This window comes from Formosa sp. F44, assembly GCF_056238645.1.
Window position 1 is genome coordinate 149,365 of the sequence record NZ_JBWDLJ010000002.1, and the last position, 21,988, is coordinate 171,352.

The 21,988-nt window shown below is 32.6% G+C and carries 19 protein-coding genes and 1 tRNA gene; 13 read left to right on the plus strand and 7 right to left on the minus strand.

Translation table 11 applies throughout. The features are described 5' to 3' along the window. Window positions 1-29: 29 nt before the first annotated feature. The 5 genes from AC0UBM_RS05595 to AC0UBM_RS05615 all read left to right on the plus strand — a co-directional run bounded on the left by AC0UBM_RS05595 (window position 30) and on the right by AC0UBM_RS05615 (window position 6,142). Window positions 30-1,901, plus strand: a complete 1,872-nt coding sequence (locus tag AC0UBM_RS05595; protein ID WP_434037210.1) for a M1 family metallopeptidase — start codon at window positions 30-32, stop codon at window positions 1,899-1,901. Window positions 1,902-2,084: 183 nt separating this feature from the next. Next, window positions 2,085-3,491, plus strand: a complete 1,407-nt coding sequence (locus AC0UBM_RS05600; RefSeq protein WP_475687990.1) for a nicotinate phosphoribosyltransferase — start codon at window positions 2,085-2,087, stop codon at window positions 3,489-3,491. Next, complete coding sequence (gene pncA / locus AC0UBM_RS05605; protein ID WP_475687991.1) at window positions 3,491-4,096, plus strand: bifunctional nicotinamidase/pyrazinamidase; 606 nt, start codon at window positions 3,491-3,493, stop codon at window positions 4,094-4,096. Before AC0UBM_RS05600 ends, pncA begins: the two co-directional genes overlap by 1 nt. 4 nt (window positions 4,097-4,100) lie before the next feature. Then, window positions 4,101-4,481 carry a ribonuclease P protein component gene (rnpA, locus tag AC0UBM_RS05610; protein WP_475687992.1) on the plus strand — a complete coding sequence of 127 codons (381 nt, stop codon included), beginning with the start codon at window positions 4,101-4,103 and terminating at the stop codon, window positions 4,479-4,481. Window positions 4,482-4,501: 20 nt separating this feature from the next. Further along, window positions 4,502-6,142: a S41 family peptidase gene (locus AC0UBM_RS05615; protein WP_475687993.1), complete on the plus strand. Its 1,641-nt coding sequence runs from the start codon at window positions 4,502-4,504 to the stop codon at window positions 6,140-6,142. Here AC0UBM_RS05615 and AC0UBM_RS05620 read toward each other — a convergent pair whose 3' ends face one another. The 4 genes from AC0UBM_RS05620 to rpiB are packed head-to-tail and all read right to left on the minus strand — an operon-like array spanning window position 6,143 to window position 8,351. Then, window positions 6,143-6,589 (minus strand): GNAT family N-acetyltransferase, encoded by a 447-nt coding sequence (locus AC0UBM_RS05620; RefSeq protein ID WP_414035896.1) that lies wholly within the window; start codon window positions 6,587-6,589, stop codon window positions 6,143-6,145. Window positions 6,590-6,591: 2 nt separating this feature from the next. Then, the gene (locus AC0UBM_RS05625) at window positions 6,592-7,002 is read right to left on the minus strand and encodes a hypothetical protein (RefSeq protein WP_414035895.1); all 411 of its coding nucleotides are present in this window, start codon (window positions 7,000-7,002) and stop codon (window positions 6,592-6,594) included. A 2-nt stretch (window positions 7,003-7,004) separates the two neighbouring features. Beyond that, window positions 7,005-7,916 (minus strand): cation diffusion facilitator family transporter, encoded by a 912-nt coding sequence (locus tag AC0UBM_RS05630; RefSeq protein WP_434037215.1) that lies wholly within the window; start codon window positions 7,914-7,916, stop codon window positions 7,005-7,007. Next, complete coding sequence (gene rpiB / locus AC0UBM_RS05635; protein WP_414035893.1) at window positions 7,917-8,351, minus strand: ribose 5-phosphate isomerase B; 435 nt, start codon at window positions 8,349-8,351, stop codon at window positions 7,917-7,919. It lies immediately after the preceding gene. 727 nt (window positions 8,352-9,078) lie between these two features. On the opposite strand from rpiB, the gene rnr reads away from it, so the two are divergent. From rnr to AC0UBM_RS05650, 3 genes are all read left to right on the plus strand, one after another. Beyond that, window positions 9,079-11,268, plus strand: coding sequence for a ribonuclease R (gene rnr, locus AC0UBM_RS05640; RefSeq protein ID WP_475687994.1), 2,190 nt, complete (start codon window positions 9,079-9,081; stop codon window positions 11,266-11,268). Window positions 11,269-11,425: 157 nt separating this feature from the next. Further along, window positions 11,426-12,100: a head GIN domain-containing protein gene (locus tag AC0UBM_RS05645; RefSeq protein WP_434037217.1), complete on the plus strand. Its 675-nt coding sequence runs from the start codon at window positions 11,426-11,428 to the stop codon at window positions 12,098-12,100. Window positions 12,101-12,142: 42 nt separating this feature from the next. Further along, window positions 12,143-12,823: a LysE family translocator gene (locus AC0UBM_RS05650; protein ID WP_434037218.1), complete on the plus strand. Its 681-nt coding sequence runs from the start codon at window positions 12,143-12,145 to the stop codon at window positions 12,821-12,823. A 52-nt stretch (window positions 12,824-12,875) separates the two neighbouring features. Here the strand turns inward: AC0UBM_RS05650 and metE are convergent, their stop codons facing one another. Further along, window positions 12,876-15,194: a 5-methyltetrahydropteroyltriglutamate--homocysteine S-methyltransferase gene (gene metE, locus AC0UBM_RS05655; protein WP_475687995.1), complete on the minus strand. Its 2,319-nt coding sequence runs from the start codon at window positions 15,192-15,194 to the stop codon at window positions 12,876-12,878. A gap of 167 nt (window positions 15,195-15,361) precedes the next feature. Between metE and AC0UBM_RS05660 the strand changes: the two genes are divergently transcribed. Next, window positions 15,362-15,826 carry an Lrp/AsnC family transcriptional regulator gene (locus AC0UBM_RS05660; RefSeq protein ID WP_475687996.1) on the plus strand — a complete coding sequence of 155 codons (465 nt, stop codon included), beginning with the start codon at window positions 15,362-15,364 and terminating at the stop codon, window positions 15,824-15,826. A gap of 46 nt (window positions 15,827-15,872) precedes the next feature. Here the strand turns inward: AC0UBM_RS05660 and AC0UBM_RS05665 are convergent. After that, window positions 15,873-15,943: transfer RNA gene (locus tag AC0UBM_RS05665), tRNA-Cys, on the minus strand. A gap of 53 nt (window positions 15,944-15,996) precedes the next feature. Next, complete coding sequence (gene folB, locus AC0UBM_RS05670) at window positions 15,997-16,359, minus strand: dihydroneopterin aldolase (RefSeq protein ID WP_434037221.1); 363 nt, start codon at window positions 16,357-16,359, stop codon at window positions 15,997-15,999. 134 nt (window positions 16,360-16,493) lie between these two features. Between folB and AC0UBM_RS05675 the strand changes: the two genes are divergently transcribed. From AC0UBM_RS05675 to AC0UBM_RS05690, 4 genes are all read left to right on the plus strand, one after another. Next, window positions 16,494-18,518, plus strand: coding sequence for a glutamine--tRNA ligase/YqeY domain fusion protein (locus tag AC0UBM_RS05675; protein WP_475687997.1), 2,025 nt, complete (start codon window positions 16,494-16,496; stop codon window positions 18,516-18,518). 147 nt (window positions 18,519-18,665) lie between these two features. Beyond that, the gene (locus tag AC0UBM_RS05680; RefSeq protein ID WP_475687998.1) at window positions 18,666-19,688 is read left to right on the plus strand and encodes a lipoate--protein ligase; all 1,023 of its coding nucleotides are present in this window, start codon (window positions 18,666-18,668) and stop codon (window positions 19,686-19,688) included. A 59-nt stretch (window positions 19,689-19,747) separates the two neighbouring features. After that, window positions 19,748-21,337, plus strand: coding sequence for a sensor histidine kinase (locus AC0UBM_RS05685; RefSeq protein ID WP_475687999.1), 1,590 nt, complete (start codon window positions 19,748-19,750; stop codon window positions 21,335-21,337). Next, the gene (locus AC0UBM_RS05690; RefSeq protein WP_434037225.1) at window positions 21,334-21,966 is read left to right on the plus strand and encodes a response regulator; all 633 of its coding nucleotides are present in this window, start codon (window positions 21,334-21,336) and stop codon (window positions 21,964-21,966) included. Before AC0UBM_RS05685 ends, AC0UBM_RS05690 begins: the two co-directional genes overlap by 4 nt. Window positions 21,967-21,988: the final 22 nt, after the last annotated feature.

Genomic DNA, 21,988 nt, shown 5'->3' on the forward strand with positions numbered 1-21,988 from the left:
TGAGGTTTTTTATTTAAACTCTATCCAATATGAAAAAAATTTTTTATTCACTTTTTGTACTTCTTGTAGTGCTTACATCTTGTAAATCTTCGGAGACTATAAGTAATAGTACATCACATTCTAAAACAGATCCTACATACTGGCAACAACATGTAGATTACACTATGAATATTGATATGGATGTAGAAACCTATCAATATAAAGGCGTTCAAAAAATAGTGTATACTAACAATTCTCCAGATGTGTTAACAAGTGTATATTATCATTTATTTCTAAATGCATTTCAACCAGGAAGTGAAATGGATGCCCGTTTACAAAGTATTGAAGATCCAGATGGAAGAATGATGGAGAACGGAAAAAGTAGAATATCAACTTTAAAACCGGAGGAAACAGGTTACATTAAGGTAAAGTCTCTTAAACAGAATGGAAAATCTATTGCTTACGAAACTGTAGGAACTATTCTGGAGGTAAAATTAGAATCTCCAATTCAGCCAGGAGAAAAAGTAACCTTCGATATGGATTACGATGCGCAAATTCCGCTTCAAATTCGTCGTTCTGGAAGAAATAGCAAAGAAGGTGTTGCTTTATCTATGACGCAGTGGTACCCAAAATTAGCAGAATACGATTTCGAAGGATGGCATGCAGATCCGTATATTGGAAGAGAATTTCACGGCGTTTGGGGTAATTTTGATGTTACCATAAATATCGATAAAAATTATACAATAGGAGGAACAGGTTACCTTCAAAACCCTAACGACATTGGTCATGGTTATGAAACGGGTCCTGTAAAATCGACAGATGGAGATAAACTATCTTGGCATTTTATTGCACCTAATGTACACGATTTTACTTGGGCTGCAGATCCTGAATATATTCACGATACCATGCAAGTACCAGACGGACCTTTATTACATTTCTTCTATAAAAACAATCCAGCTATTAAAGAAAACTGGAAGAAGCTTCAACCAAAAACGGTCGAGCTTATGCAATATTTTAGTTCAGAAATAGGGAAGTACCCATACGAACAATACTCTGTAATTCAAGGTGGAGACGGTGGTATGGAATATGCCATGTGCACATTAATTACTGGAGAGCGTAAATTTGGAAGTTTAGTAGGTGTTACAGCTCACGAATTAGCGCATACATGGTTTCAGTTCTTATTAGCTTCAAACGAGTCTAAACACGAATGGATGGACGAAGGGTTTACAAGTTATATTAGTGACCAAGCCATGAATGTAATTATGAAAGAAGGAAAGGAAAATCCTTCAGAAAGAGCATACCAAGGGTATTACTATTTAGTAAAATCTGGTAAAGAACAACCGCAGTCTACACATTCCGATCGTTACGATTGTAATATGGCTTATAGTATTGCCGCTTATAATAAAGGGGAAGTATTTTTAGCACAATTAGGCTATGTAATCGGACAAGATAATTTAAAGAACAGCCTTAAAAAGTACTTTACAGATTTTTCATTTAAACATCCTAGACCTATCGATATTATACGTTCTGCCGAAAAAGTATCTGGTTTAGAATTAGATTGGTATTTAACCGACTGGACGCAAACTACAAATACAATAGATTATGCCATTAAATCTATTGCTGGTGTTGGAAATACTACAACAGTAACTTTAGAGCGTATCGGATTAATGCCAATGCCATTAGATATTGAAGTAAACTATACCGATGGTACGTCAGAACAATTATACATTCCGTTAACCATGATGCGTGGTGAAAAACCAGCAACAGGAGACAGAACACAATTAAAAGATTGGGCTTGGGCTTATCCAACATACACGTTTACCATTAATAAATCTAGAGGAGATATTAAAGATCTTACAATAGATCCTAAAGAATTAATGGCCGATATTGATAAAGAAAATAACGTTTACACGAAAGAATAAAACTTTCGTTTTTAAGAATTAATAACGCATGTGCTTACATTTGTAAAAAACATGCGTTATTTTTATATATTAATATACCAGATTTCGCTTTGCTTTTAAGTCTTGATATTACAAAATATTAACGTCTCTAAGAAGTATATTAACCCATATTAGGTTAAAATATAGACAATTAAGAACATCAATATGAATTTAAATTCTGCTTTATATACCGATTTATATCAACTTGCCATGGGGCAATCTTATTTTCTAAAAGATAAACATGAGAATAGGGCCACCTTCGATTATTTTTTTAGAAAGAATCCTTTTGAAGGAGGTTACGTGTTATTTTGCGGATTGGAAGAGGCTTTAGATTGGTTAGAGAATGTATCGTTTTCCGATGATGATATCAGTTATTTAGAAGCTCAAGGGTTTGATTCTAATTACACCAACTATTTAAAAACATTTAAATTTACGGGACATATTAAAAGCATGTCTGAAGGTGAAGTTGTCTTTCCATTTAGTCCAATATTAACCGTTTCTGGTTCGATAATTGAATGTCAGATTATTGAAACATTCATTTTAAATAGTCTTAATTTTCAATCTCTAATCGCAACTAAGGCAAGCCGGATTAGATACATCGCTGGAAAAGATAAAAGTTTAGCCGAATTTGGTTTACGTCGTGCACAAGGTTTTGCAGGACTTCAGGCATCGCGATCGGCTTATATTGGCGGATTCGATTACACGTCTAACGTACTGGCTGGAAAAGCGTTTAATATTCCTGTATCTGGAACAATGGCGCATGCCTTTATACAAAGTTACGACGACGAACTTACAGCATTTAGAGATTTTGCAGAAACGAGACCAGTAAACTGTGTGTTATTGGTAGATACATACGATACCTTAAAAAAAGGTGTTCCTAATGCCATAATTGTGGCGAAAGAAATGGAGTCTCGTGGCGAAAAATTACTCGGAATTAGACTTGATAGTGGAGATTTAGCCTATTTATCTAATGCCGCAAGAAAGCAACTGGATCAAGCTGGATTAGATTATGTAAAAATTGCAGCCTCTAATCAATTAGACGAGCATGTTATAAGAAGTTTAAAGGAACAACATGCACAAATAGATATTTATGGTGTGGGAACCAATTTAGTTGTTGGTAAAGCCAATGGCGCCCTAGACGGTGTTTATAAACTGTGCAGTTTTAATGATACACCACGGATTAAAATTTCTGAAAATTTAAAAAAGATGAATTTTCCGGGTAAAAAGCAAGTCTACCGCTATATGAATCAAGATGGTCAATATATTGCAGATGCGATTACATTAGATCATTTAGAAACACCAAAAACTATGGCACATCCGTTCGAAACGCATAAACGCATGCCAATAGAATATACTTCGGTTAAACCGCTATTACACGATGTTATGATTAATGGAAAACGTGTACACACTAAGAAAACCACAGCGGAATTGGTTAAAATTGCGGAAGAAAATCTATCCAAATTACCTGTAGAACATAAACGTTTCGCTAATCCGCATGTCTATAAAGTTGGATTAAGTCCAGAATTAGAACAACTTAGAGATCAATTAAAAAAAGAAAAACTAGATTCGTAATGAAAGCCCTTATTCTAGTAGATATTCAAAACGATTTTTTACCTGATGGCGCACTAGCTGTGCCTAAAGGAGACCAGATTATTCCGTTAATTAATACACTACAATCAAAATTCGATTTGGTAGTAGCTTCTCAAGATTGGCATCCCGAAAATCATGCCAGTTTTGCAAGTAATCATGCTAATAAAAATGAATTTGATGTTATTCAGTTAGAAGGTCAAGATCAGGTTTTATGGCCAAATCATTGCGTACAAGGGACTCCTGGTGCCGCATTTTCTTCTTCATTAAATACAGATGCTGTAGCTGCTATTTTTAGAAAAGGAATGACCGTTACTGTAGATAGTTACAGTGCCTTTTTCGATAATAATAAAAGGCAGCATACCGGCTTAGAGGCGTATTTAAAAAGTATGAAGGTTACAGAAGTTTATGTTTGTGGATTAGCCGCAGATTACTGTGTTTATTTCACGGCTAAAGATGCCCAAAGTTTAGGATTTAAAACATACTATATTACAGATGCTACACGTTATATTTCTGAAACTGTTTATCAGGATGCTATTTTAGATTTAAAACAACGCGGCGTAACTATTTTAAACAGTTCCGAGATTTAATTTTATGAAGCAAACTTACGGTAAAACCGAAAAACTCAAAAGTAAAATTACAATAGGTAAACTCTTTACAGAAGGAAAATCTGTATCTGCATATCCGTTGCGATTAGTCTATGTAAAAACTAATTTTGAAGACAACGTTTCAATAAAAACTGGAGTTTCTGTAAGTAAGCGAAATTTTAAATTGGCTGTAGACAGAAACCGTGTTAAACGTTTATTAAGAGAAGCCTACAGACTGAATAAAAATGAGCATTTGGCTACTGTTTCAGGACAATACGCATTCATGATTATGTATTCCAGTAAAGACCTGCCTAAGTATGAATTTGTTGAAAAAAAAATGATCACATTATTTAAAAAATTCATAAAATCTGAAACCGAAAACTTGTAGTATAATATACCTTTTTACACATGAAAACATTATTTAAAAAGAAGATTCTTATTCCTGTTTTAGCGTTAACTATCTTTTTTTCGAGCACGGCATTTCAGAACGATTTCTTTGAAATCGCGAAACAAATAGAAATTTTCACCACGCTTTATAAAGAATTAAACATGAATTATGTCGACGAAACCAATCCGGCAGATTTAATGGACACCGCTATAAAGAGCATGTTAAAAGATTTGGATCCGTACACTACGTTTATGAACGAACAAGATGTAGAAGCGGCACGAATTAATAATACAGGCGATTATACAGGTATTGGAGCACGTGTAAAGACACTTAAAGATAAATTGGTTATCATTGAGCCTTATAAAGATTATCCTGCCGATAAAGCAGGTTTAAAGGCTGGAGATGAAATTATTAAAATTGGAAATATAGATTTAGCAACCTTTAAAGACGATAAAGGAGATTTATTAAAAGGAACTTCAGGAACGCGTGTAGAGGTGACCTTTAAACGTCAGGGGAAAATCCAAACAGCCACCATAAATAGGGCAGAAGTAGAGATTAATGCGGTACCCTATTTTTCTATGATAAATGAAGAAACTGGATATATTGTATTAAGTCAGTTTAATAGTAAAGCCTCTTCGCAAACCGCCTATGCAGTAAAAGATTTAAAAGCTCAAGGTGCAAAAAATATAATTTTAGATTTAAGAGATAACCCAGGCGGATTATTACACGAAGCTGTAAACGTGGTCAATATTTTTGTTCCAAAAAATCAATTAGTAGTGACTACAAAATCGAAAGTTGAAAAGTTTAATAAAACGTATTACACGCAAAAGGAAGCCTTGGATGTCGAAATTCCAGTAATTGTTTTAATAAACGGACGCAGTGCATCGGCGAGTGAAATAGTAGCAGGAACGCTTCAAGATTTAGACCGTGGTGTTATACTTGGATCTAGAAGTTTTGGAAAAGGATTAGTACAACGTCCGAAACAATTAACCTACGGCACCCAATTAAAGCTTACTATTTCTAGATATTACACACCGTCAGGACGTTGCATTCAGGCTTTAGATTATTGGCATCGAGACGAGAAAGGCGATGCTGTAAGAATTACACAAGACAATTACCATGAGTTTAAAACTAAAAATGGAAGACCTGTTTTTGATGGTGGTGGGGTATTACCAGACGAAGCTTTAGACATTACTAAAACATCGGCAATTACTACTGCGATTTTACAAAAGGACTTTATTTTTGATTACGCCACAACGTATTATTACAAACATCAGACTATAAAAGACATTGATAATTTTAAACTATCAGATTCCGATTTTTCAGACTTCAAGAAATATTTAAAAACGAATGATTTTAGTTTTGAAACTGAAACTGAAAAAGCCTTAACAAAAGCGTTAGAAAGTGCTAAAAAAGAAGGATTAGACGACAATATTCAAAAGGATTACAACACACTTATTAACAATCTAAAGACCTCAAAAATAGAGGGTATAGACAAAAATAAAGCGCAATTAACGAGTTTATTAACAGACGAAATTGTAAAACGATATGTGTACAGAGAAGGTGTTTACGATTACTATAAAACACATAATCCAGAAATAGAACGCGCTACCGAAATATTAAGCAACCCGACCACTTATAGTGGCTTCTTAACAAAATAATTACGGTTTTAATAGCATGCCGATGTGCGGAATCCCATCTTCTAAATAAGGTTCGGAGACAGCAACAAATCCTAAGTTATTATAGAAATATTCTAAATGTTTTTGTGCCGAAATTTTAATGGTGGTTTCATTAAACTTAGTGCTAATAGCCTGAATAGAAGCTTTCATAATATCGTAACCATATTTATGGCTACGTTCAGATTCCTTTACTATGACACGACCAATACTGGCATTTTCAAAATAATCACCTGAATTAAAAATTCTAGTATAAGCTACTAATTCGTAATTTTTAAATCCTAAAACATGTAAGGCTTTATTGTCTTTACCATCAATATCCTGATATACACAATTTTGTTCCACTACAAAGACTTCACTTCGTAATTGTAATAATGCATACAACTCGCTAGTGGTTAATTCTTCAAAGAATTTTATGGTAATATCCAACATAATTAAAACGATTTTCTTTTTATCACTAAAGTTTTTAAATCTACTAAACTAACTTCAAAATAATATGTCCCTTCAGTAACCTCTGTAGATTCATCATAAAATTTTGGAGTATAGCGAAATACTTCTTGCTCTGTCTGAATTAAAATAACAGCCTCCGAATGTATACTATTAAACAGTTTGTAAGCACTATATGTTCCTTTTTTTGTGTTATCGTATATCTGGATAACATTTCCAGAACGTATTTCTGCGCGTTTCCAATTGTAAGGTGTATTATTACGTAAGCCTACCATAAGAGATTCCGGTTCGGGAATTAAATCGTCTGTTACATTATCTATAATTTGCTCACAAGATGTTAATAGTGATATACTTATAACCATAAATAAGGTATAAAATACAGACCGGTTTATTTTCATATTTAATCTTGAACTATAACATCTTTAGGATCTTCTCTATTAAACTCTGGCTGAATATTAACATGATTAATATGAAATTTATCCGCTAGAAGTGTTTCAATCTGAAACAAAATTACATTAAATTGGGTTAACGAAATGTCTTCTTTAAATTCTAAATGAGCTTCTAAATGCAATTCGTCATCATTTAAATTCCAAATATGAACATGATGTAACTTATTCACTTTAGGCATCTCATTAATTTCTTTAACCACATCATTTAAGTTAATATGTGCTGGTGTAAAGAGCATAATCATTTTTGTAGAGGTTATTAACAAATCTAAACCCACCCAAATAAGATAAATTCCAATTAAAAAAGTAAGCACACTGTCTACCCAATATACTTGGTAAAATTTCATAAGTAAACCGCCTATTAACACGGCTACACTCGCCATCATATCTGTAAATAAATGCAGATAGGCACTACGCATATTAAGGTTAGACTGGGAATCTGCTTTTAATAACAATACGCTAAAACCATTGGCTAAGATACCTAAGAGCGACAACCAAACAACAAGATCAGATGCGATGGGTTCTGGATGTTTAAAACGTTTAAAAGCTTCAATAATTAAAAGAACTGCGATAATTATTAACGTAGAAGCATTAATAAATGCGGCTAAAATTTCTGCACGCTTATAACCAAAAGTTTTCCCCATAGATGCCTTTTGTTTAGACAGTCTATTTGCTACATAACTAACTATTAAAGAAATTACGTCTGTAAAATTGTGTAAGGCATCACTTAATAAAGACAAGCTACCGGAAATTAATCCACCGATAGCCTGACTTAATGTTATGAGTATGTTTAGAAAAATAGAAATAATTAAATTTCTACCTTTTAAACTAGGGTGTTCATGATTATGTTCGTGAGACATTGACATTTAACAACTTACTGGAATTTTATTTACACGGTTTTGGTGACGTCCACCTTCGAAAGCAGTTTCTAAAAATGCATCTACCATTTCTATAGCTTGCTGTACAGCAGTATAACGTGCTGGAATACTTAAAATATTTGCATCGTTATGTTGTCTTGCTAAAACAACGATTTCTTTAGACCAACATAAAGCAGAACGAATTTCTTGATGCTTATTAGCAGTCATGTTTGCTCCGTTTCCACTACCGCAGATAATAATTCCAAAATCTACTTTCTTATTAGTAACATCTAAAGCCACGGGATGTACAAAATCTGGGTAATCAACACTGTCTGATGCATCGGTACCATAGTTGTTAACAACGTATCCCTTTGCTTCTAAATGCTTTACGATTGCAAATTTATAATCTGTTCCTGCGTGATCATTTCCTATTGAAATCTTCATAATGTATTACTCTATTTATTAGTTATATTTATTGTGATACTGTTCGAAATATTAAGGAGGTAAATGTACGAAATGATGGTTAATAAACCACCTAAATGCCTAATAATTAAATACTTTACACACCTAAATTAATTATGAATTTGATAGTAAGTATACCATTTATAAACGTTTACGTAACAATTGTTCATAAAAACAGAATTAGTATTAATTAATTGTTAATATCTCTTGATTACTTTTTGAAACTTTTTCTTTTAAATATCAAAAAAATTTACAACCAAACATTATGTAATACACTCCAAAAATTTAACTCATTTTCTTTAGAAAAGTTTTTAGACCAAAATGAACTCATATAAACATCAAATTTCAAAATTTTTATTAAACTTTTACTGTGAAATCACGTTATCAACAATTGTTAACAACGTAATAAAAACACTTCAAAATAAACACTTTAATAGTCTAATAAGATGTTCACTTCCTATCGATAGACTGAAAACTAAATAGAATCAAAATAAAACCTAAAAAAGTTATACCGCTATTAACAGACTATAATAACAACCATTTTTTTTTTTAAATTTTAAAAGAAAACTAATTATATATATATATATGTGGATAACTGTTTTTGTAAACTGAAATAGATTTGAATTTTAAAAGAATAGTTAAACTTCTTAATAAAGAAACAATGATTTAGTTTTTAAAATGTAGCTTTGTTATTATTCAAATGAAGATTATGACAAGAAAGCGAAAAAAGAAAGCTTCAAAAGGAATTTCTAATCTCTCCCAAACGATTTTAAATATTCTAAGAAAGGAACGTAATAAGACCTTTAATTACAAACAAATAGGTGCTATCCTGGAAGTAAATGATGCCAGTAGCAGAAATCAAATTATAAAAACACTTCAACAATTACTTGCTAAAAAAGAAATTGAAGAAGTAGAACGTGGTAAATTTAAAGCCATTGTGACTACCGAATACCATACCGGAATTTTAGATTTAACAGCAAAAGGTGCAGGTTATGTAATTTCTGATGACTTTGAAGACGATATTTATATTGCTTCAAATAATATTAACAAAGCCCTAAATGGAGACGAAGTAGAACTGTATGTTTATAAACGACGTAAACATGGAAAGGTAGAAGGCGAAATCACAAGAATTATTAAACGTGCTAAAACAGAGTATGTTGGAGTAATTCAGTTAAGTAAAAACTATGCTTTTGTAGTGGTTGATGGTAATAAAATGTATAAAGACATTTTTGTGCCTATAAACAAAGTTAACGGTGCAGAAGATGGTGATAAGGTGTTAGTAAGTCTAGAAGATTGGCCAGATAAAGCCGATTCTCCTAACGGAAAAGTACTTAAAGTTTTAGGAAAACCTGGCGAACACAATACCGAAATACACGCTATTTTAGCCGATTACGGGTTGCCATATGAGTTCCCAGCAGAGGTTGAAGAGTTTGCAAATAACATTGATACATCGATAACGGAAGACGAAATTAAAAAGCGTCGGGATATGCGAAAGGTGTTAACATTTACCATAGACCCGAAAGATGCGAAAGATTTTGATGATGCGTTGTCTTTTGAAGTTTTAGAAAATGGAAATTACGAAATCGGAATTCATATTGCCGATGTGTCGCATTACGTGCAAGAAGGTACCATTTTAGACGATGAAGCTTACGAGCGTGCAACATCTGTGTATTTAGTAGATCGTGTAGTACCTATGCTTCCAGAAATTTTATCTAATAATGCGTGTTCTTTGCGTCCGCATGAAGAAAAATTTACGTTCTCGGCAGTGTTCGAACTAAATAATAAAGCACAAGTTGTTAACGAATGGTTTGGTAGAACCGTAACGTACAGCGATGCGCGTTTTGCTTACGAAGAAGCTCAGGCGATTATAGAAAGTAAATCGAATACTATTCCAGCCGAAGTTTCTTTAACTGGGGAAACCTATTTAGCTGATCAAGCCGTTGCAGATGCTGTTTTAAAAATGGATGAATTAGCCAAAATTATGCGTAGTAAACGTATGAGTTCTGGTGCGATTTCGTTTGATAAAGTTGAAGTTAAATTCAATTTAGACGAAGATAGCAATCCAATAGGTGTGTTCTTTAAAACGTCTGCAGATGCAAATAAATTAATTGAAGAATTTATGTTACTGGCAAACAGAAAAGTATCGGAATTTGTTGGAAAACAAAAACCAGAAAAAACGTTTGTTTATCGTGTGCATGATGAACCAGACGAAAGCAAATTACAAGCCCTTCAAAATGTGGTAGCTAAGTTTGGGTACAAATTAAATTTTAAAGATAGTAAATCCATTTCATCCTCATTAAATGGATTATTGAGTGATGTTGTTGGTAAAAAAGAACAAAATTTAGTCGATACTTTAGCGATTCGAACCATGAGTAAAGCTGAATATACCACGCATAATATTGGACATTACGGTTTGGCATTCGATTATTATAGTCATTTTACATCGCCAATTCGTCGTTACCCAGATGTTATGGCACATCGCTTGTTACAGCAGTATTTAGATGGCGGAAAATCGGCTAACGAAGCTATTTACGAAGAGAAATGTAAGCATTCTAGTAGCATGGAATATTTAGCGACTAAAGCCGAACGGGATTCGATTAAGTATATGCAGATTCGTTTTATGCAAGATCATGAAGATGAGGAATTTGTAGGTGTTATTTCCGGGGTTACCGATTGGGGTATTTACGTCGAAATTGTAGATAACAAATGCGAGGGTATGGTGAGAATTCGTGATATTAAAGATGATTATTATGAATTCGACGAAAGTCAGTTTGCAATTATTGGTCGCGAATCTAAAAAAATGTATCAGTTAGGAGACGAGGTTATTGTAAAAGTTAAGGATACAGATTTAGTTAAAAAACATCTAGATTTTAACTTGATAGGAAAACCAAACGCGTAAAAATTAACGTTATGTTTTGCTGAATATCATTCAGTATCAAATAAAAACCATCAATATAATGATTTGTATTGATAGTAAATTAAACCATGAAAATTTGAAATAGATTCAAGTTTTCATGCTGTTTAGCGTATTAGTAAAATTATATTATACATTGAAAATGAAACAGTTAGTTGTGTTATTTATGGCATGTTTATCTCTTGGATTACATGCTCAAGACAAAGTAGAAAAAACAGTTGGAGAATTTAAGGAACTTAAAGTTTACGATTTAATTCAGGTTAATCTTATTAAATCTGATATTAACAAAGTTGAAATTACTGGAAACAGTGCGAACCATGTAGAAACGGTTAATAAAAATGGAACTTTAAAAATTAGAATGAGCTTAGATAATAGCTTTAACGGCGAAAGTACTAAGGTGAATGTGTATTACACATCTATAGATGTTATCGATGCAAACGAAGGTTCGTCTATAAGTTCTAAGGATGTTATAGAGCAATTTGAAATTGAATTAAGAGCCCAGGAAGGTGCTAAAATAGATGTGCCTTTAAACACATCTTTCGTAGTTGTAAAATCTATTACTGGTGGAGAGATTACAACCAACGGAACCTCTAAAAATGAACAGATTAATATTTTAACAGGTGGTATTTATAATGGTCAATTATTAGATTCAGAAACGTCTAAAGTGACTATTCATGCTGCGGGAGAAGCGCATGTAAAAGCATCAAAAACTGTAGATGCTACTATCCGTGCTGGAGGAGATGTTTACATTTATGGAAAACCAGAAGAAGTAAACGAAAACAAAGTTTTAGGCGGAAGAATCCTAAGAGTGGACTAATTCCTTTAAGTTTTACTAAATTTGCGATAGAGATCGCATGATATGTTAGAAGACATTTTAAGAGCAATTCCGTTCGGAATATTGTTATCCTTTACTATTGGACCAGTTTTTTTTGTATTGCTAGAAACTAGCGCTACAAAGGGGTTTAAGAGCGCTCTTATATTCGATTTAGGCGTCATACTTGCCGACGCTTTTTTTATAGTGGTTGCATTTTATAGTACGAGTCGTATATTAGATCGGATTAAAGACGATCCTAATTTCTTTGTTTTTGGTGGTGTTTTACTGGTTGTTTATGGCGTTATATCTTTTGTAAAGGCACAAAAATCATTTCGAACCATATTACGGGAATATCACAGTGTAGAAGTTCAGAAGAATTATGGAAAGCTATTTATGAAAGGCTTTTTGCTAAATTTTATAAACGTAGGTGTGCTTTTAGGTTGGTTGAGTTTTATAGTAATTGGAAACTCTATGACCGATAATGAATATGGTATTCATGTCTTTTTAGGTACTATTCTAGCCGTTTATTTTATTGTTGATATTTTTAAAATATTAGCGGCTAAAGCATTAAGAAGTAAGTTAACACCTCGTATTATTTTTAAAACTAAAAAAATAGTATCTCTGGTTATTTTAGGATTTGGAGTCTTGTTACTCCTTCAAGGATTTTTCCCAAAAGAAAAAGAAATATTAAAAGATACTATAGAGCAAATTAATCCGTTACATTAAACATCTAAAATCCAGAGTATTTGTATAAAATAGCTCTGGATTTCTTTTTTTATTACGCTTCTATTTGAAATTCTGCTCTTAATTTTTTTGCTGTATTTACTAAGTGAGTTAGTGCTTCTTTAGTTTCTGGCCAATCTCTTGTTTTTAGTCCGCAATCTGGATTTACCCAAATATGTTCAATAGGTAATAAGTTGCAGGCTTTTTTTAGTAGCAATTCTATTTCTTCAGAATTCGGTATTCTTGGTGAATGTATATCATACACACCTGGACCAATTTCATTCGGATATTTATAATCTACAAAAGCATCTAATAATTCCATTTTAGAACGTGAGGTTTCAATAGTAATTACATCTGCATCTAAGGCAGCGACGCTATCAATAATATCATTAAATTCAGAATAACACATATGTGTGTGTATTTGTGTACTATCTGCTACACCACAAGCCGAAATTTTAAAAGATTCTATTGCCCAATCTAAGTACGCTTTCCAATCTTCTTTTCTAAGAGGTAAACCTTCTCTAATGGCTGGTTCATCTATTTGAATCACTTTTATTCCAGCAGATTCTAAATCTAAAACCTCATCACGTATCGCTAGAGCGATTTGTTTACAAGTTGTGGCTCTTGGTTGGTCATTTCTAATAAAAGACCATTGTAGTATAGTTACGGGTCCTGTAAGCATCCCTTTTACAGGAACGTCTGTTAAGGATTGTGCATAAGCTGTCCAATTTACGGTCATAGGATATGTTCTAGAGACATCTCCAAAAATAACTGGAGGTTTTACACAACGGCTTCCGTAGCTCTGTACCCAACCAAAACTGGTAAATGCAAAACCATTTAACTGCTCTCCAAAATATTCTACCATGTCATTTCTTTCAAATTCGCCATGTACTAAAACATCTAATCCAATTGATTCTTGAAAACGAATAGTATCTTCTATTTCATCCTGAATTAATTGGTCGTATTCCGTTTGTGAAATGTCACCTTTTTTAAATTTAGAACGCCAACTTCTTACGGTTTTAGTTTGTGGAAAAGATCCAATTGTAGTGGTTGGAAATAATGGTAAATTTAGAATGCTTTTTTGTTGACTTTGGCGTTGCTTAAAAACAGATTGTCTAGAACTATCTTGTGGAGTTAATTTAGATACTCTAGATTTTACTGATTCATCTTGAATTAATTTTGATGTGCTCTTGTTTAAAATAGCATGTTTGTTTGCTTTTAATTTAACTATACTTTCATCAGAATTTGGATTAATAACAAATGCTTTTAATTGGACTAATTCTTGAACTTTTTGTTTAGCAAATGCTAACCACTGCTTAACTTCAAGTGGTAAATTTTGTTCATTAGTTTCCAAATCTAGATCTATCGGACTATGTAATAAAGAGCAAGAAGAGGCAATCCAAACCTTATCTTTTCCTAATACAGCTGTCGCTTTTTCAATGTGTTTTAAACTTTTTTCAAAATCGTTTTTCCAAATGTTTCTGCCATCAATAACACCCAAAGATAAAATAGTGTTTGTATTAAAAATTTCAGCATTTAATATATCATCTAATTGAAGTTGACATTTTACTAAATCCAAGTGTAATGCGTGAACTGGTAATTTTAGAACAGTTTCTAAATTGTCGCCATAACAATCAAAATAATTAGCTAATATAATTTTTAGTTTAGGAAATGCTTCTGCTAATTTAGTGTAGGTTTTGGTAATAGCTTCTTGTTCTTTTACAGATAAATTTGTGGTTAAACAGGGTTCGTCAAACTGAATATATTCTGCACCTTCATCGATTAATTTTTCAACTAATTGAAAATATACAGGAAGTAATTTGTCTAATAAATCTATGCGATGAAAATTAGATTCTGTTTCTTTTCCTAGCAATAAAAATGTCACAGGCCCAATAAGTATGGGTTTGGTTTTTATACCCAACTCTAAAGCTTCTTTAAATTCATTTACAGCTTTTAAATTTAGAAGTTCAAAAGTTTGATTTTTACTAAATTCAGGTACAATGAAATGGTAATTCGTATCGAACCACTTTGTCATTTCCATAGCTATGATATCTAACCCTTCTTTTTGTATGCCACGTGCCATGGCATAATACAATTCTAACGGATTATCTTTTAATGTAACATCCTTATAACGTTCTGGAATACAACCTAAAGTAAGTGTTAAATCTAAAACTTGATCGTATAAAGAAAAGTCGTTCGAGGGAATTAAATCTACACCTAATTGGTGTTGATATGTCCAATTATCTTGTCTAATTTTAGCCGCATTTTGTAAATGATTTTCTAACGATATGTCATGTTTCCAATAGGCTTCAGAAGATTTTTTAAGTTCCCTTTTACTTCCAATTCTAGGATATCCTAAGAGGTTTGTTTTCATATTTATTGAATTTTTTAATTAGTTTTAAAATCTTTTCAAAATTATAAATACATTCTTATTATCTTTAATCTTTTAAAAAATAGGATTATAAACCTGAAATTGTATATAATAATGTTTGTTTTATCTTTTTATATGTGGATAAAATAAGCTTTACAGAATAAAACACTATGCATCAATTAGACAGTACAGATATTCAGCTATTAAAACTACTTCAAGAAAACTCTAATGTGACTACAAAAGAGTTAGCTAAGCGCGTAAATTTATCTCCAACTCCAGTTTTTGAACGGATTAAAAAACTTGAAAATGAAGGTTACATTAAAAAATATGTTGCTATTTTAGATGCAGATAAATTAAATAAATCTTTAATCGCTTTTTGTAGTATTCGTTTAAAGCAACACACTAATATTATAGGGAACAAATTTGTTCACGATATTAAATCTTTAAAGGAAGTTACAGAATGTTATAATACGTCTGGAGATTTCGATTTTTTATTAAAGGTAATTGTAACTGATATGAAACATTATCAAGATTTTGTATTGAACAGTTTAGGATCGATTAAAAATATAGGAAGTGCCCACACAACCTTCGTTATGGGCGAGATTAAACATAGTTACGATATTCCTATTGATTAACTTTAGTGCATAAAAAAACCTTCAAGAAAACTTGAAGGTTTTGAAGAGGCGTCGAGCGGATTCGAACCGCTGTACAAGGTTTTGCAGACCTCTGCCTAGCCACTCGGCCACGACGCCGTAATTAACGGATTGCAAATGTAGAAAAAATTATGATTCTACACTACTTACTTTCACTTTTTTCTTTTCTCCGTCATTTTAATTGTTACCATTTCTACATCACCACCAATAGGAGGGTTAAGTTTACTTACATTAATTGTGGCTTTATTTACTGAATTATTTTCGTTTAAAATTCTTACTAATATCCGTTTAGCAACAGTTTCTAAAAGGTAAGAAGGCGTTTTCATTTCTTCTCTTACAATTCTGTTTAAAAAGACATAATCTACCGTATCTACCAGATTATCCGAAAGTGCCGATTTTTGTAAATTGGCTTTTATAACCAAATCCACACGGTAATCGCTACCTATTTTTGTCTCTTCGGTTAAACAACCGTGATTAGCGAAAATTCTTATGTTTTCTACTTTTATAATGCCCATAAGCTTATAAATAAATGATGTTTTATGGATGAATATTTTGGATAAAATTAATCATTATCTCTTAGATTAATAGTAAGCAAGCGGATATTTCATTAATTTTGCGCTTTATTTTTAATAGGTATTCATATCAATTTATGTCTGAAGAAACAAAATCACTCAATTTTATTGAACATATTATAGAAAACGATTTAAAAACCGAAATATCTCAAGATAAATTACGTTTTCGTTTTCCACCAGAACCTAATGGGTATTTACACATTGGGCACACTAAAGCTATCGGAATTAGTTTTGGTTTAGGTGAACGTTATAATGCTCCTGTAAACCTTCGTTTCGACGATACTAATCCTGCTAAAGAAGAGCAGGAATATGTAGACGCGATTAAAGAAGATGTCTCTTGGTTAGGTTACCAGTGGGATAAGGAAGTGTATTCTTCAGATTATTTTCAGCAATTGTTCGATTGGGCAGTTCAACTTATAAAAGATGGAAAAGCCTATGTCGATTCGCAATCGTCTGAAGCTATGGCCGAACAAAAAGGAACACCTACACAACCTGGTGTCGATGGTCCGTTTAGAAATAGAACCGTAGAAGAAAACCTAGATTTATTCAACCGTATGAAAGCGGGAGAATTCGACGAAGGCGAACATATTTTACGTGCTAAAATAGACATGCAACATGTTAACATGTTAATGCGTGATCCTATTATTTACCGTATTTTAAAGAAGGAACATCACCGTACAGGAGATACATGGTGTATATACCCAATGTACGATTGGACGCATGGTGAAAGCGATTATATAGAACAGGTTTCGCATTCTTTATGTTCTTTAGAATTTAAACCTCACAGAGAGCTTTACGATTGGTTTTTGGACCAATTGGTTGTAGTAGATAAATTACGACCAAAACAACGCGAATTTGCACGTTTAAACTTAAGCTATACCATTATGAGTAAGCGTAAGTTATTGCAATTGGTGGAAGATGGTGTGGTTAACGGTTGGGACGATCCGCGTATGCCTACAATTTCTGGGTTACGTCGTCGTGGTTATACGCCAGCGGCAATCCGAAAATTTGTGGAAACTGTTGGGGTGGCTAAGCGTGAAAATGTAATCGATGTTTCGCTATTGGAATTTTGTATTCGTGAAGATTTAAACAAAACGGCACCGCGTGTTATGGCGGTTTTAGATCCGGTGAAGTTAGTAATTACTAACTATCCAGAAGATAAAGAAGAATGGTTAGAAGCAGAAAATAATCAGGAAGACGATAGTGCTGGATTTAGACAAGTGCCATTTTCTCGCGAATTGTATATTGAACGTGACGATTTTAAAGAACAAGCGAATAGTAAATATTTCCGACTAACTTTAGGAAAAGAAGTCCGTTTAAAAAACGCATACATCATTAAAGGAGAAAGCGTTGTAAAAGATGATAACGGTAACATTACCGAAATTCATGTAAGTTACGATCCGGATACGTTAAGTGGTAGTGGCACAGAAGCAAGTTTGCGTAAAGTAAAAGGAACTTTGCATTGGGTGTCTATAAAACATGCAGTTAAAGCTGTAGTTAGAGAATACGACAGATTATTTATGGACGAATCTCCAGATAGTCATGCCGATAAAAGCTTTATGGATTTTATTAATCCAGACTCTTTAAAATTAATTACGGCTTACGTAGAACCGAGCTTAAAAGAAGCAAAAGTAGGCGAGCGTTTTCAATTTCAACGTTTAGGGTATTTTAATGTCGATTACGATTCAACTTCAGAGCAATTAATTTTTAATAAAACAGTTGGTTTACGTGATTCTTGGACAAAAGAAAAACCAAAAGCGCAAGCGAATCAAAATCAGAATCAGCCTAAATCTAATCAGCCACAACGTAAGGCTATAGATGTGATACAGCAATTTGGTAAAAAATATACGAATTTACCAGATGCTAAACGTGAGAAAATTAAAGCCGATATTTTAGAATTGGCAGAAAAAGTGTCTTACGACGAATTAGAGCCGTTATTTGGAACTGCGGCTAAAAAAGTAGGTACACGTATCGCCGCCATGTTAACGTTGCAAGTACTGCTTAAAAATGGCTTAGAACGTAACGCTGCTATTAATGAATTTATAGAAAAAGGATTAACAGATGGTAATGCGCTTTTAGTTGCAGAAGCATCAGAGATATAATCTGAATTTAATTGATATATAAAGCCTTGAAATAGTTCTTATTTCAAGGCTTTTTTGTTTCAAATAATTAAAAATGATAAGTGAGATTTGTAATCTATTACGGGGATTCTAAGTATTTTTGTAAAACAACTTTTTAATTTTTGCAGTATGGTTTTTATAGATAACGAAGGCGTTACAGATCCGCATTTAAATTTGGCTTTAGAAGAATATGCTTTAAGGCATTTCGATACTAATACCGATTATTTGTTGTTTTACATTAACGAACCATCAATTATAATTGGCCGAAATCAAAATACATTAGAAGAAATAAATCAAGAGTATATTACAGAAAAAGGCATTCACGTGGTGCGCCGCATTAGTGGAGGAGGAGCTGTATATCACGATTTAGGAAACTTAAATTTTAGTTTTATCACCAATCATGATAATGCTAGTATGCATAATTTTAAAAAGTTTACTGCACCAGTTATCGAAGTCTTGAAAAACTTTGGAATAGAAGCCGAACTTATTGGAAGAAACGATATTTTAATAGACGGTAAAAAAGTCTCCGGAACAGCACAATTTACTACTGGAAAACGCATGTTTAGTCATGGAACGTTGTTGTTAAGTACCGACTTAAACGAAGTGGCTAATGCGTTACAAGTTAAGATGAGTAAAATTCAATCTAAAGGTCATAAATCGGTTAGAAGTCGGGTGGCAAATATTAGCGATTTTTTAGAGGAACCATTAACTATAGAAGCTTTTAGAAGTTTAATTTTAGAAGGTTTATATGCAAACGATAAAAATTTTAAAACCTACAAATTTACAGCAGAAGATCGTGAAGGAATTGCCAAATTAAAAGCAGATAAATATGACGATTGGAACTGGAATTACGGGCGTTCGCCTAAGTTTAATATTCAGCGTACAAAACGTTTTCCTATAGGTGAAATTGATTTGCGAATTTTTGTTGAAAAAGGACACATCGCCGAGTTTACCGTATTTGGAGATTTCTTTGGAAAAAAATCGGTTGAAGAACTTTCAGCTATTTTTATCGGACTGCCTTACGAAGAAACAGCTATTAAAAATGCTCTAAAAGATACAGAACTTACCGAATATTTTGGAGCTATCGATAAAAATGACTTTATTACTATGATTTATGGAAACGACGACATAGATGTGACAGCGGCTAATTAATGAATTTAAGAACTCTAATATTAATCATTATAAACAGCGTGATATTTTTCGTGATATTCATGTTGTCTATTACGTTTTATAATGAGTTTTCGAAGGTTTTAGACGACAGAATATTACTTCAGCTAAATTCTGTAAAAACATTAAAACAAATTCAGGTTGAAGATTTAATCAACAGTGAATGGAATTCATTTTTAAATGAAACTTCTAAGGATACTGTCGCTTTAAATTTTAACGTTCCAGAACATATACTTAATACACCTGGAATTTACGATTTAACTACTTACGAACCGCAAGGAAACACTACTATTGGACTTGTTTCCGATTATAATGGTATTCCAAAGGTTAAGATTATAGCATATAATAAAATCAAAAATATATTATTAGAACGTGCTGGAATGGGAAGTAGTGGGGAATCTTATTTGGTGGGATCAGATTTTTATATGCGATCGCAATCTCGATTTATTCCCGAAAAAACACCATCGACTATTGCGGTTAAAACGCAGGGTGTTATAGACGCATTTTCTGGTAAAATTGGTAGAGGTGTTTTTAAGGATTATAGAGGTGTAGAAGTTTATAGTGTGTACAGTCCGATTAACGTTTCTTACCTAAAACTGGCTATACTTTCAGAAATAGATAAGAGTGAAGTTAAAGCTCCTTTGGAAGAACTAAGATTGAAGTTATTAGGATTAACCGTTTTAATAATGATTATCGCTATTATTTTATCACTTTTCCTTACTCGAATTATAACAAATCCTATTGCTAATATGAGAAAAAGTCTGAAAATTATGGCCGAAGGCCATTATAATGAGACTAAGCAATTTGTAAAAAATCCAAGCGAAGTTAAGGACATGTTTGAAGCACTAGATTATTTAAAAAAATCGTTGCAGGGTGCCGTTGTTTTTTCGAAAGAGTTGGGTAAAATGAATCTTAATTCTCATTACGTTCCAAAAAGTGAACACGACGTATTGGGGAAAAGTCTCATTAAAATGAGGGATAAGCTTATTGAATTTAGAAATAAAGAAAATAAGAATAGTATAAATACCAAGCGTCAATTGGTAGATGGTTTGGAGAATGAAAGACGCCGATTGTCTAGAGAATTACACGATGGTGTTGGTCCGTTATTAACCTCCTTAAAATTCTATATCGAAAATCATATACAAGATAAAAATCAGAGGTTTGAAATGATACGAATTTTAGATGGTACAATTTCTGAAATTAGATTAATGTCTAATGCTTTAATGCCATCTACTATAGATGATTTTGGAGTAGGTATTGCCTTAACAAATTTTGTAAATACAATTAAAAAAACGTCTGGGATTTCGATTGAATTTGAAGATTTAACACAAGGGGATGTGAGTAAAATCACTAAAAATCAGGCTATAAATATTTTTAGAATCGGTCAAGAATTAGTTAATAATGCTTTAAAACATTCTAATGCTAATAATATTAGGATTTCACTTTCGGAATTCGATGATTTTATATCGCTCTTTTACTTTGACGATGGTATAGGATTTGATTTAGAAAATGTGAAATTAGGTTCTGGAATTACCAATATAAAAGAACGTGTAGACATTTGTAATGGCCAAATTTACATGCAATCTGAAACAGGAAATACAACTTTTGAAATTGAATTACCAATAGAGTTATGAATAAAATAAAAATTATAATAGCAGACGATCATGAGCTTTTTAGGAATGGTTTAAAGGAACTTCTTATAAAACATAACGATATAGAGGTTTTAGCTTCTGTGGGCGACGGTATTGGTTTTATGGATGCGATAGAGAGATATAAAGATGTTAGTATTGTTTTATTAGATCTTACTATGCCTAATATGGATGGTTTCGACGTATTAAAAGCGCTTAAAAATGAGAGTCCAACCATCAAGCCTATTATTATTTCTATGCATAACGATGGGAATTACATTGCCAAAAGTGCTAAAGCAGGAGCCTATGGATATTTACTTAAAAATACCGATGAGGATGAACTCATAAAAGTGATTCGAATAGTGAGTCAGGGTAAAAAATATTTTAGTCCGACAATCTCCGAAAAGATGATAAATTTTATGTCGGAGCAAAAGATTAGCGAAAATATAATTTCTAATAAAGAAAAGGAAGTTTTAGGTTTGATTTCTAGAGGATTAACAACTAAAGAAATAGCCTCTAAACTGTTTGTTAGCACCAGAACTATAGAAACACATCGCGCTAATATTTTAAAAAAGTTAGATGTAAAGAATACAGCCGAACTTATAAAGAAAGCCACTGAAATAAATCTGATTTAATATTTTATCCGTATTTATACGG